Source organism: Tardiphaga sp. (genome assembly GCF_028290495.1).
GTDB lineage: Bacteria > Pseudomonadota > Alphaproteobacteria > Rhizobiales > Xanthobacteraceae > Tardiphaga.
The window spans coordinates 21,770-34,844 of sequence record NZ_JAQGJT010000154.1; the positions used below are offsets into that span (position 1 = coordinate 21,770).

At 56.2% G+C, this 13,075-nt stretch carries 9 protein-coding genes and 1 pseudogene; 7 read left to right on the forward strand and 3 right to left on the reverse strand.

Annotated elements, in window-relative coordinates:
- Positions 1-218: 218 nt before the first annotated feature.
- Positions 219-1,274, reverse strand: coding sequence for a PAS domain-containing sensor histidine kinase (locus JWQ24_RS22960; protein WP_299812929.1), 1,056 nt, complete (start codon positions 1,272-1,274; stop codon positions 219-221).
- A 473-nt stretch (positions 1,275-1,747) separates the two neighbouring features.
- Here JWQ24_RS22960 and JWQ24_RS22965 point away from each other — a divergent pair, with 473 nt between their 5' ends.
- The 4 genes from JWQ24_RS22965 to JWQ24_RS22975 all read left to right on the forward strand — a co-directional run bounded on the left by JWQ24_RS22965 (position 1,748) and on the right by JWQ24_RS22975 (position 6,777).
- Positions 1,748-2,917, forward strand: coding sequence for a site-specific integrase (locus tag JWQ24_RS22965; RefSeq protein WP_299812932.1), 1,170 nt, complete (start codon positions 1,748-1,750; stop codon positions 2,915-2,917).
- A gap of 291 nt (positions 2,918-3,208) precedes the next feature.
- Positions 3,209-3,412 carry a helix-turn-helix domain-containing protein gene (locus tag JWQ24_RS28620; protein ID WP_366521460.1) on the forward strand — a complete coding sequence of 68 codons (204 nt, stop codon included), beginning with the start codon at positions 3,209-3,211 and terminating at the stop codon, positions 3,410-3,412.
- Positions 3,413-3,563: 151 nt separating this feature from the next.
- Positions 3,564-4,961, forward strand: coding sequence for a primase-helicase family protein (locus JWQ24_RS22970; RefSeq protein ID WP_299812935.1), 1,398 nt, complete (start codon positions 3,564-3,566; stop codon positions 4,959-4,961).
- Between the two features lie 1,387 nt (positions 4,962-6,348).
- Positions 6,349-6,777: a hypothetical protein gene (locus tag JWQ24_RS22975; protein ID WP_299812938.1), complete on the forward strand. Its 429-nt coding sequence runs from the start codon at positions 6,349-6,351 to the stop codon at positions 6,775-6,777.
- A 22-nt stretch (positions 6,778-6,799) separates the two neighbouring features.
- On the opposite strand, the gene JWQ24_RS22980 is transcribed toward JWQ24_RS22975, so the two are convergent.
- Positions 6,800-7,153, reverse strand: a complete 354-nt coding sequence (locus JWQ24_RS22980; RefSeq protein ID WP_366521461.1) for a DUF4372 domain-containing protein — start codon at positions 7,151-7,153, stop codon at positions 6,800-6,802.
- A 598-nt stretch (positions 7,154-7,751) separates the two neighbouring features.
- Between JWQ24_RS22980 and JWQ24_RS22985 the strand changes: the two genes are divergently transcribed.
- The 3 genes and pseudogenes from JWQ24_RS22985 to JWQ24_RS22995 form a co-directional block, all read left to right on the forward strand.
- Positions 7,752-9,974, forward strand: coding sequence for a hypothetical protein (locus tag JWQ24_RS22985; RefSeq protein WP_299812940.1), 2,223 nt, complete (start codon positions 7,752-7,754; stop codon positions 9,972-9,974).
- Positions 9,975-10,472: 498 nt separating this feature from the next.
- Positions 10,473-11,132 (forward strand): class I SAM-dependent methyltransferase, encoded by a 660-nt coding sequence (locus tag JWQ24_RS22990; protein ID WP_299812958.1) that lies wholly within the window; start codon positions 10,473-10,475, stop codon positions 11,130-11,132.
- An 806-nt stretch (positions 11,133-11,938) separates the two neighbouring features.
- Positions 11,939-12,714, forward strand: a pseudogene (locus JWQ24_RS22995) (IS630 family transposase); the annotation flags it as partial.
- A 256-nt stretch (positions 12,715-12,970) separates the two neighbouring features.
- Here JWQ24_RS22995 and JWQ24_RS23000 read toward each other — a convergent pair.
- On the reverse strand, positions 12,971-13,075 hold a 105-nt coding region (locus JWQ24_RS23000), incomplete at its 5' end, for an IS3 family transposase (protein ID WP_299812960.1).

Consider the following 13,075-nt stretch of genomic DNA (forward strand, 5'->3'; position numbering starts at 1 on the left):
CGAAGCCGGATCAACCGCGCCATCGAAGCGGCGGTGGCCGGCATGCGATACGCCCTGAATTTAAGAGGAAATACCTCAATTTTTAAAACGGCGTTGGCGGGGACGCTGCCGGCGTCCGAGAGCAGCGCGGAAGCGATGAATGACGCGCTTGCCCCTCCAACTACAAGCGCCGGATCATGTCGTAGCGATCGCCCGCTGCAGCTCAATGAGTCGTGCTGCTACTCAGCCGCCACCTCGACCAGCAATGCAGGGGCGGTGAGAACGGAGAGGGGCGCGACCAACTCACACTCGACACCGCTGGGCTTGTACGAGACACGTACCTCCGCCGAGAAGTCGTTGCTGAGCATCCGTTCGATGAGGCGCGAGCCAAACCCCCTCTTCGCCGCAGGGGGCTCGGTCACAACAGGACCTCCGCTCTCGGCCCACTTGAAACGGAAGCCCGGCACACCTTCGGTCAGCTCATCCGACCAAGTGATTTCCACTCTGCCCTTCCCCGAAAGCGAACCGTACTTCGTCGCGTTCGTGGCCAGTTCATGGACTGCCAGAGCCAGAGCCAGCGCCTGCTTGGGCTGCAGCACCATGTCAGGTCCAGTTACGCTGATGCGACCCTGACCCGTGCGGTGGGAGGCAAGGGCACCGTTCACAACCTCCTTGATGGGGGCGTCGGACCAACTGGTCTGGATCAGGATGTCGTGCGCGTGGCTCAAGGTCATCAGGCGTGCCGAGAATGCTTCCCTTGCCGCATCCACGTCGTCGCCTCGCATCGTCTGGTTCGCGATAGCTCCGACCATGGCAAGCGTGTTCTTGATGCGGTGCTGAAGCTCTGCGGTCAAGAACGCTTGGCGGTCCATCGCCTCGTTCAACTCCGACACTGCCCGCCATTCGTCCGTGATATCGCGAGAGATAGAGAGAAGGTGAGACGGCTTATCGTCACTGCCCAGGATCGCCGAAACCTGAACGTCCCAGTATCGAGGCGTACCCTTCGCTGTGTTTGCGGCACCCTTGAAGTGCGCCACGCCACCTGCCTTGGCCACCTCGACGGCGTTCCTCGCGTCGATGTTGCCCGCGCCCACCCAGAAGTCAGGCCATGGACAGCCCTTGAGCTTCGCGAAGTCATCGACCTCCATGATGCGCTTGCCACCTTCGCTCATGAACTGGAGGCGACCGTCGAGGTCCAGAATTTTGATGCAATCGCCACAACCCGCAAGGACGCCACGAAGGACATCGTCATTCCCTGCCAACTCGCTTCCCGCCGCCACGAGTTCGTCGTTCATCGAAGCGACTGTTGATGTGGGGACGTAGGGCATTCTCGGTCCTGATCGCGGTCTGTCCTGTAGCGAACATACCCGCACCGCCCATCACGAGCAATCGGCACGGGTCGTAGAGGAGGTAGAGTCTGTTTGGAGACGCGAGTGCTTCGCTCTGGGCATCATGCGGGCCCCTTCGCAAATGGCTCAATCTGGATGGCACGAGATTGGGGGACACAATGAGGGTCACCGTGGGGACACTTCGCTTTGTTCCGACGCTAACTCATTGATTTTATAGGGCGATGAAGGGTGTAAGCAAAGGTGGCGGAGAGGGGGTCCGCCGAACTTGGGTCCCTAAGAGTACGCCGTCGCGCACCAATGTTCAGATAAACCCCGCAAATGTAAGCAAATTTTTCTATCGGTGATTGCCCTTGTTCGCTTTCGTCCGCCTCAATCCGTGTTATGTTTGGGGACCGAATTGGGGGCTACCGAAAGGGAACATGGCAAGCACATTATCCGCACGGAAAGTCGCAGCAGCGAAACCAGGCAAATACAGCGATGGCGGCAACCTGTATCTCGTCGTGTCAGAGAGCGGCTCTAAGAAGTGGATATTGCGCTTTACGTGGCGTGGACGCGCCAGGGAAATGGGTCTGGGCGGGGCGGCGTCAGTTTCGCTGGCAGATGCGCGGGATAGAGCGATTGACGCACGCCGGAAGATCGCAAACGGGATAGACCCGATTGGGGATCGCAAGAATGACGCTGGGACCCCCACATTTGGTGCAATGGCGGATCAGGTCTGCGAATCACTTTCGGCCGGATTTCGCAATGCCAAGCATCGCGCTCAATGGACGATGACGCTTACGGTGTACGCAGGGCCCTTGCGCAAATTGCCTGTTGATGCGGTATCCACGGACGATGTGCTCAGCGTTCTCAAGCCTATCTGGCTGACAAAGCCCGAGACGGCTTCCCGACTTCGTGGCCGAATCGAGAAGGTCCTAGATGCAGCGAAGGCAAAAGGATTTCGGGACCGTGAGAACCCTGCTCGCTGGCGAGGCCACCTCGACCACCTTTTACCAAAGCCAGCGAAGCTAAGCCGAGGTCACCACTTGGCAATGCCCTACGAGCGACTTCCGGCTTTCATGGTTGATCTGCGGCAGCGCGCCGCAACCGCTGCATTGGCTCTAGAGTTTTGCATCCTAACGTCAGCCCGGTCTGGCGAAGTCCTCGGACTTCGGTGGGCTGAGGTCAATTTCGCGGATCAGGTATGGACTGTCCCTGGAGAGCGCATGAAAGCTGGCCGCGAGCATCGCGTGCCCCTATCGAGGCGAGCGGTAGCCATCTTGGAGAGGCTGCGGCCTTTAAATCTTGGCTCCGAAATTGCGTTTCCAGGACAGAAGGCAGATCGGCCGTTGTCAAACATGGCGATGGAAATGATGCTTCGGCGAATGAAGGTGACCGATGCAACGGTTCATGGCTTCCGATCAAGCTTCCGCGATTGGGCTGGGAATGTTTCTTCTTTCCCAAGGGAAGTGGCCGAAGCGGCCTTGGCTCACGTCATTGGCGATAAATCTGAGCAAGCTTATCGCCGCGGTGACGCTCTGGAGAAGCGGCGGGCGATGATGGAAGCATGGGCTAAATGGTGCGAGCCCAACACGTCACCGGCGGCCTGACGAATAGTGATGGGCGGATCGTTGTGGCGGCTGTTCGTGCGTCGCCTGGCTGCTGTTGCAGTTTACTGGCAGCTCGCCCTGGACGTTGGCGGACGTCGCGAATCACCAGCGCGCAAATGGCGAGCTTCGGTAGACCTCAACGTCTTCCCTGAGAATCTCCGAAACCACTGCAGCGCAGGCGGATCTCTTCAGGATGATCAGGGTGCTATTGCTATGTTGCGAACTCTCCGTAGGTTGATTCGAGACAACCACCAGCAAACAACGCTGGCAACATACGGGCACTAGCGAACCATGAACGAAGGCAACCACCGGACTAACTCGAAGGGATTGCTTCGAACGATTATCGAGACGGCAGATGAACTGCGCGTCGGTCGAAGCACTATCTACGAGCTCATTCGCAAACAACAGCTTGAGACGGTTAAGATCGGTCGCTGCACTAGGGTTCCTGCGGCATCTATTGCGGCATTCGTCGAAAAACTTCGTTCCTACGCCTAAAACCAGTCTCGTCTCGGCGGGAAACTTCACGCTGGCATTTTTGCTAACAGTCTCGCCAGTCAGTTTTATTAAATCCCACTTACGCGCAGCACGCTTGAAAACTTATGCGGTTTTCGAATGCGCACGGCTGCGTGCGGACAGGACTCAAAACGTGCAGACAACCCACCAACTGAAAGAAAACGCCAAATTGATAGCTGACCTTGTTGAAAACATCATCTCTCCGGAAATTGCCGAGATTAATGAAAAACACGCTTTGGCGATGTGGGGGAGCAAGGCAGTCATCATTATCGATGACCCCAAAAGGCCGATTCAAATTCGTTCGCTTGATGCGCATAAGGCATGGTTCTGCAATCGAAAGACCCAAATTACTGATGCTGCAGGAAATACCAAGTTGGTCCCATTAGGAGCTGCTTGGATATCCCATCCGCAACGACGCCAGTATGAGGGAATTGAATTCTTTCCAAATCCAGATGGCCATCCGAGTCGACCCAACTATTTTAACCTATGGCGCGGCTTCTCTGTAGCTCCATCGAGTGTCGGTTCGTATCACGTTTTTAAGGACCATCTGCTCAAGAATATCTGCAACGGGGACACGAAACTATATGCTTATGTGTTTGGCTGGTTTGCTCAAATCGTTCAACAACCTCGACAGAAGGCCGGAACAGCTCTTGTTCTGCGAGGAAGGATGGGAACGGGGAAAAGTAAGCTCGGCGAGGTCTTCGGATCTCTCATCAACGACCATTACATTCAAGTTGATGACGCTAGGTATGTAACAGGACAATTCAACGTGCACATGTCGGACAAACTTCTAATGCAACCCGACGAAGCTGTATGGGCCGGCGACAAGTCGGCCGAGGGGCGGCTGAAGGGTCTTATTACATCAGAATATCAGATGATCGAGGCGAAGGGCGGCGAACCAATTCGAATGCCCAACTACATGCGCATCGTTATGACCTCAAACGAGGGTTGGGTTGTTCCTGCTGGCGTGGACGAACGACGATTTTGTGTCCTCGACGTACACCCTCGTTGCGCTGAGAATCACGAATATTTTGCAGAGATGCAGGACCAGCTGGATAGTGGCGGCCGGGAGCGCCTGCTTCATGACTTGCTAAGCTTCGATCTGAAGACTGTGAACTTTCGCAGCATTCCAAAAACGAAGGCGTTGCTTGATCAGAAAATCCGGTCGCTCGATTCAGTCGACAGCTATTGGTACGGTCGCCTCTGTGAAGGTCTGACTACGACCGACGGCGACGGCTGGCACCGCCAGATTCCAACTGCGGTGCTGTTCGACGATTATGTCAAGTCTTCAATGCAGATTGGAGAACGTCGGCGTCAAAGCAATTCCCATTTTGGCGAACGAATTCTTAGGCTAGGAGCAGAAAAGAGGAGGCCATCTGCACGAAGCGAGTGCGGCGCGGTCGCACGACCATATCAATATTCGTTCCCAAGTTTATCGGATGCGAGGGATCTGTTCGAGGAGGTTCTCGGTCAACCGATCGATTGGCTCACCACCGAGGACGCAGATGCAGGCGATGAGATGCCCCACTAGACATGTCGAGGATATATTCGGTCCAGGCTGTCGGACCAGTCTTGGCATACGGTGAGTAGGGCCTACGAGTAAGAGTGTAACAATGTACTACACCCTATAATGTTCTTAGGAAGGTAGGACTGATTGGACGAGGCCGCTCCCACAAGGCGGCAAACTCGTCCAATCAGTATTCAAAGTCGATAATAGAATGGAATCTTCAGACTTTGACCACCTACGTTCGCGTCAAACACGCTGGTCCTAAAATCAGGGCGGGTCCTTTTGAGGCCCCCCCGCCCCTACGGGGCCAACTGCCCCGAGTTTTCGCTAGCCTCAAGAAATAGACGCTGACCTGTCAGACCTGACATCCTGTCATGGGGGGGGTAGCGCACTGTTCAACCGGCATGATGGTCGACATTGCAGACCGGGATGATGGTCGACAGTTTCTGTGCTGGCAATCCGGTTTATCGCGCGGACGATCGCGGGGCGGGCCGAAGCGCTGGAAGCCGTTGAGCCGGTCGATCGCCAACGAGCTCGCCGACCAGCGCTTCGCTGACGAACACACACTCTCCTTTCCATATGATCGCCGCTGCTGCGTACACGGCGCACCTGATGGTCTGCGTCGTATCAGGGATTCTCAAGGCGCTCCGACAGGGCCCGCGACGAGGGCCTGTAAAGATCGTCCGGTGGACGTCGCCGATCGCCTTGTACGGACGCTCGATGTTGTAATGCCGGCGGAAGGCATCTAAGCGTGCCTGCTGCTCGGCAGCGTCGGCCGCCGGCGGCAGCGACTTCTACCGCTTCAGGGTGCGGTGCATCCACTCATGGCGGCCGTTCGCCAGCGGCGAGGCCGGGTGGACGAAGTACGGTTCGATGCCCAGCCTGAGCCACTAGGCTGACATTCGCGTCAGTGCGCCGGCGCCGCTGGCGCCGAACGGTGCACCATTGTCGCAGCTGATCGCGGCCGGCAGTTGCGGAACGCCACCGCCAACGCCAGGCGCGCGCCGTCGATTGTCGCCGGAACAATCTGCATGCAAAGCAGATAACGGTTCCGGCGGAGCGGATAGCGTCAATGGATCGATGCGGGCGCCATTGGCGGTACGGAATCAGCCCTTGAAGTCGGTGGCCCATTCGTCGTTCGGCGCAACCACCGCCGCGAATGGCTGTGCTGACCCAGCGGACGGCGCCGGCACCTCATTGACGCGAACAGCCCGGCCTGCTTCAGCAGATCGCCGATCGTGAACGCCGCCGACCAACGCTGTCGGGGTGATGCCGCTCCAACAGCGCCGGCAGCTTGCGCGGCCCCATATGCCGAAACTGCCACCGAAGCGCTAGGTCGTGGAGGCCAGGGCCAACTTGATCCGTCTTCGGGCATGATGCGAGCGCGGCGCATCGGGAAGGCTAGATTTGAATGACCATGGCTGACCAGCCTGACCTCAGCGGCTTCGATCACGGTGAAGCCGGCACCGACGACTTCTCCCGTATAATCCGGCTTTTGCGCGGAAGTGCGCATTCTTCTTCATACGGTTTGATAGGATGCATTGGCGTCGTTGAGCCTCGTCCACCAAGCATAGCTGCAATCGGCCTTGCTAAACACGTAGGTGGCGCCGACCCCGATCGAGATCTGCCGAGCCAGCATCCCGTCATTGACGACAGAGGTAAGACCTCGAGCCGGCGCGAACGTCGGTTGCGGGATCGTAAATTACATGGAGCTTGCGACCGTGGGTGCGGCCGTTCCGGTACACCAAGCGACAAGCTGATCGAGCGGGATGGCGTCGAATCGATCAGCCGTAGCATCTGCGCGCCCTCCCGCTTTCAGCGTGCGATCGGCCGTTCCTGACAGCCGCGCGTCTCGGCGAAGATCACGACCGGCCGGCGCACACCGGCATTGGCGAGCGCTGAGAGCGCCACTTGCCGACACCGAGATGACAATGATGATGCGCGTGCGCATTCCAAACCGCCTCCAGTGCGCGCAGGCTGTCGATGACGGCTAGCTGCGCGAACACCAGCGTCGCCATGAGATCCCAGCTCTTGAACGCCTCGTCGTAGGCATCGCCGTTATGCCGCGACACCGTGGCCGCTAGTTGCACCTTTGAGATCGGCTTTCGTAGCCAACCAAAAAAATCTACCACTGTAACATATGCCCGGCCCCTTGTGGCTCGACAACCAGAAGTACAGCGCTTCTCGCTGGAAGACCCGGGCATGTACCGCGTCATAGCGAATCACTGCCCGGACAGCCGAGCAATTGCGCGGAAACACTGCGTGCGGACCTGATACGAGATGCAGCGAATCTAAGATTTGGGTCTTGCATGATGCCCGTGCATACTTCGCATTTAATCTTCGATCTAATTTTTTTCCGACAAGGTTTGCCACCAAACGCCCTTCGTGACTTATCGAATCCCTTATGAAAAACACCTCCGACTGGGAGCCCGATCGCCTCCCAATTAAAACCAGCCGGACCATTCGCAACACGCTCGTGAAAAAACGTTACAATTTGTCATCACTGATTTCGATCTTCCTTCCCTTTTTAACCCGAAGCTTCGAGATATCTTCATCACACGAAGCATGCCAATGCTCCATGGAAAGTCGGAATCGATCGAAACCTAAGCGGACGTCCTTGGGTCCGCCTGATAAGATTGCTCAAGTCTCACGCCATAGTAGTGAGCGCCGATACTGCCCCCTAAGACACTTTTTCGGATTTTTTCACGCCTATAGCGGTCAACGGCGGCTATACAACAAGCGACATCAGATATACTTATTACCTGACGACGACTGTTATAATTGCAATCATTTTCGACTAGCGGGGTTACATTGGTGTCATCTGGAAAAACAATTGTCGCCAATAAGAAGACCGCGGCAAACCGTGCAGCGCGAGCGAAGAAAAATAATAGGGCGATATCCGCTAATAGCACCGCTGCCAAACTTACTACGGTTGCACCGACGATCTTGTCGAGCCGCGCATCTCTTTCCGCTTCATCGCCAGCGCCCGAATCCGCTTATGTCACGGAAGTGTTCGCCAGTTATATCTATGATGCAGCGTCGGTCGCGACTCCTAACGCATGGACAATCCTATCCTCGGTCGACGGCGGCGCTTACGTACTCGCACAGTCCGATCTAACTTTACCTATTCTGGGCGGGGGATCTGACGACTGGCCAAACTTTGCCGCCGCCAACGTGGCTTGCGCCGCAACTGGCATCATTCTTAGGTTTGGACCCGGGCAGTACCAAGCGAAAAGCAGACAGACAGTGGCATCGCGCTGCCACATCGTATTGAACCCGCTCACCGAAATCCAAGCAGCAATCAGTCCAAACGATGACAATCGAGACAGCGTCTTCACCGCTTACGCTACGACCCTGGCATTCGACGCACTAGCGGCCGGGACCAACATCGGCGATGATACCGTTCAAATATCCGGCGGCCTCGTTTTGACAGTCGGCGACTTCATAGTTCTCCACTCGAAGCAGTTTCGCGTCGGCCTATATCAGATTCTGGCATGGGACGCCGCGACAAAAATAGCCAGTCTTGATCGCCCTCTGCGCATGGCTTATGGAAGCGCGACCGGAACCCTTTCTTTCCCGGCCGGATCACCCGTGTGGAAAGTCGACCCGCCACAAAATGTAATCATAGAATGCAATGGTGCTCGTGTTTACGGGGCCTGCAATCGTTTCTTTGAAATCTATATCGGCTGGCGTTGCAATGTCATGGGACCGATTCATTGTGGAGATGGCACTAGCATTACTGCAACAGAACGAATCATATCGTTCGACGAGGCGTGCTACGATTGTCACGGTTCATACATTTCAGGAGACGGCGCAAACCTGACAACGCTAGGGCTTAGCTTCGAAAGCACGGAAGCTTGTTCATTTTTGTATTGTGACATGCGGCGAATTTTGAACGCTGGGACCATCTTCCAAGATGCGATAGATTCCGTTTCTATTGAAGGGCATTGCCACAGTGGCGCGGGTGCCGGCGTTGCTTTTACTGCAGCCTCTGCCGGAGCCGAACCTGACAGCGGCACCGTTTGGGGATCAAACGGGTGCAGCGTAGTCGGCGGTAGCTACAGCGGAAACCATATTGGGGTCCATTTCCAGTGCGGATCTTCATGGTGCACTATCGACGGGAGCACTGCGATTGTTGGAAACACAACGGGAATTCACGACGAACTCGGGAATTACAATTCTGCTGGCAGCGGTGTGTATCTTCGAAAGAATTTCAACGGGATATATCTTGATGCCACATCGGTAGGCTTCGTTTCGGAAGCACGGATATCCAATAACAGCAATGGATTGCAGGTCATCTCCGGGGCGTTAGGCGCCGTCGTCGATCCTCTGCCCTTTTCTAACACTGTGGATGTCATAGGCAATCAGGATCGCGTTGCTGCCGCCCTAGGCACTGGACGCATCTTGATCCCCAGCGGTGTGCGAGTTACAGACACAACTGCTTCGATAGACCAAATCACGGGTGCTGTGGTTATCAGCGGCGGCCTCGGAGTGGTCGGCGCTAGCCATCTGACCGGACTGGTATCGCACGGTCAAGTATCCGCTATCGTTCCCGATGGAGGCTACCCGCTTCTTTTGAGTGGATCAACAAAAGCCTTGCGCGTGACGACTGACGCTGCGAGCACGACCCTTTCCGGAACAGACAGTAGTGGCTCCGTGAGCTATCAGCCTCTCAATGTTAATGGCTCCACTGTCGGCTTTCAAACTGCAGGCGCCGTTAGAGCAACCCTTACAAGCACATCCTGGGCCATTTCTATAACCACCGCCTCAATCTCACCAACGACTGGCGCGCAGACAGTTGCCGGCGGTTTGGGCGTCGGCGGAGCTGTAAACGTGGGGGCCTATGTGAGGCCAGGCTCTTATACCGTCGCGTCGCTTCCGACAGGCGCTATTGGCGCAACTGTTTGGTGCACGAATTGTTGCGTATTTAACGGAACTGGCAGCCAAGAGGCTACGGGAGTAGGGACCGGAGGGCTTGTTACTTATAATGGAACGGCATGGAAAATTGCCGGTACGAATGTGACCGCCGTGGCCTGAGAACGAGCACAAAGTTGTGAAGTAAGAAGGCTTCGAGAGTGTTTCCGACTATATCAATCCGATGCCCGCGCCTTTCATTGGGAATGATAGATGCTGACCACAAGTCCAAGCGCATTACGTAGATACAATTGTAGCGCCCGTCATGATGCATGGTCGTGAATGCTGTCAGAGAAAAGCTATGGCCGCGGCAATAGTGATTTCACTGGATGACCTATCCGGCAGATAATCACGCCATAGCTGCGTAAACGGCTGCAAGTGTCGCGTTCCGAACACTATCGTGTTTTTTCGGTAACACGGCGCCCCACAGGGTCTCCCTGTCCTCGCGGTGATATGTTCCTGTGTAGTTTGTACGTTTCGGAGAAAATGAGTGCGATCAAAAGCCGAAGTCGCCGACCACTGGGAGCGTCAGTCTTGCGGGGCTGGTGCAGCGGTATCGGAAAAGTATAGCCGCAGCTACTTCGATGAGATCGAGTCTTCAGGTACCGGGTTGAGCCGGAAATCTTTTCGTTCGCTCAATTCACTCGGCATGCGGGTCAACAGGTGTTGGAAGTCGGCGTTGGTGCCGGTGCAGACTTTTTGCAATGGGTTCGTGCAGGAGTTTACGCACATGGCATCGACTTGACTAATGAAGCGATTTTGAACGTTCAAAAGCGCCTCCTCGTTTATGGCTTGGCCGCTGCAGATTTGTGCATCGGCGACAGCGAATTGCCCTCCCCAGACAACACTTTTGATTTGGTTTACTCGTGGGGTGTCATACATCATGCGCCCGATACAAAGCAGTCCCTGCGCGAGATCGCTCGCGTATTGCGGCCGGGCGGCATTGCCAAAGTTATGGTCTACAACCGTCATTCTCTCCAAGCGCTTTATTGTCGGCTTCGCTATGCACTACTCCGAGGGCGACCGTGGCAGTCGATTTCGCATGTTCTCTATTTCCACATGGAGAGCGTCGGGACAAAAGCGTATACGCGCACGGAATTCGTTGTCATGGCGAGCGAGTGCGGATTTACAATTGACGAGATCGATACTGCGGCCTCGCCCTTTTACGATCTACTTGAGCGTTACGCTCTTCCGACGCGCATCGGCGCAAAAATCCTCGCCTGCATACTCGGGCGCAATAAATGCGGCTGGTTCCTCGGCGCCGTGATGACTAAGCCTTAACGTCACACGAGTGTCCCGAGTCAAGTTCGCCATAATAGATTCTGAAGAGAGTCGCATCGTTGTGCCATGGATATGTTGGCAGCAACCATGGAGTTTATGATGGCCAGTCGGCAAATGGCGCGCCTGACACTGAGCGATGAGGAACGGTCCGAACTCAAGGCTCAGGCAGGACGGCGCAGGTGCGGCGTTTAGGGCACTGAGTGTTGGCCCGCGCCGAGGCGAGCAAGACCAGCCTGACTTGGCGCGCCAGCGCCTGGAAAGCGCACCGGGGTGACGTCGATCCCGTACGGGTGGTGTTTATCGACGAGAACGGGGCCAAGACCAACATAACACGTTTGCGAGCTGGTCGCCCCGCGGCGTGAAGATGCTCGCGAAAGTTCCGCACGACCATTGGCAGACGCTGACTTTCCCTTGCGACCCTGCGCCATGACTGCATCGATGCGCCTCTGCTGCTCGACGGGCCGATCAATGGTGACAGCTTCCTGACCTGGGTCAAGCAACGCCGATTCTGACGCTGGTGCCGGGCGACGCCGTGATCATAGACAATCTGATCAGCTACAAGGGTCTCGCCATTCGTCGGGCGATCCGCGCCGCTGGTGCGCACCTGCCACCCTACAGTCCCAATCTCACCACGATCGAGCAGGTCTTCGCCAAGCTCAAGAAGCCCCTGCGCAAAGCGACCAAGCGCTTCATCGAGGCAACGTGGCGCGGAATTGGAATGCTTCTTCAAAACTTCCCGCCACACAAATGTGCCAGCTATCTCAGAAGCGACGAATACGCTTCAATAGATGGATTAGACTCTAGTCTCCAGCATGCAACGTATCTGGCGCGCCTTCGGCGTGCAGCCGCACCGGATCGAGGTGTTCAAGCTCTCTGCCGATCCAGACTTCGTGGCCATGGCGCGCGACGTCGTGGGTCTGTATGTCTCGCCCCCCCCCCGAGCACGCTGTGTGTTGTGCGTCGATGAGAAATCGCAGATCCAGGCGCTTGATCGCAGCCAACCGATATTGCCAATGCGGGCCGGCCGGCGCGTCGCAGTCTCAACTATACCCGTCACGGCACCACTTCGTTGTTCGTGGCGCTCGACATTGCAACCGGCAAGATCACCGGCAAGTGCTATGGCCGCCAGCGCGCCGTCGGGTTCCGTAAGTTTCTCGACGAGATCGAGGCCACGGTGCCTCGCGATCTCGACGTCCACCTCGTGATGGACAATTACGCCACCTATCAGACACTGTTGATCCGCAACTGGCTTGCCAGACGATCGCGATCACATGTGCAACTGACGCCGACCGGTTCATCATGGCTCAACTAGCTGGAGCGCTTCTTCGCCCTGCTGACCGACAAAATGATCCGGCGTGGCATCGATCGGAGCGTCGGCGCATTGCGCGCCGACATCAAATCATTCATCGGCCACCACAATGCCGATACAGAGCCGCTCCGATGGACCAAATCGGCCGACGATACTCTCGCGTCTATCGAACGCTTTTGCCGATACAATACGTCTCCCCAGCACGGCAAATGCCGTGACTTTCTAGTTCACGACAGTAGTAGCCCCCGCGAGAAATATGTTCGCCAAAACTAAAGAACTAAGTGACCCCAGCTGAAATCACCGCTAGGTTGTGCTAGCAGTACGCACGCATCTCGCTACACAATCATCTAAAAATTCTTTTAACGCTGTTAAGCCGCTTGCTGCAATGCAGGTCGCCATTGTCCATTCGACGGCAATATCGAATTTACCACGACTGCCCGGCTACACATGGATCGCGCAGTTCTCGGGGGTTCCGATTTTTTTTGCAATTTCCGGCTATTGAGCTGCACCCGGTTCTGTTGACACCGGCTTAGACTAATCCCGCTCTTTGCTCGAACTCCATAGGGCTCAGATATCCGATGGTCGAGTGACGCCGCTTCGGATTATAGAAGCGTTCGATGTAGTCGAACACATC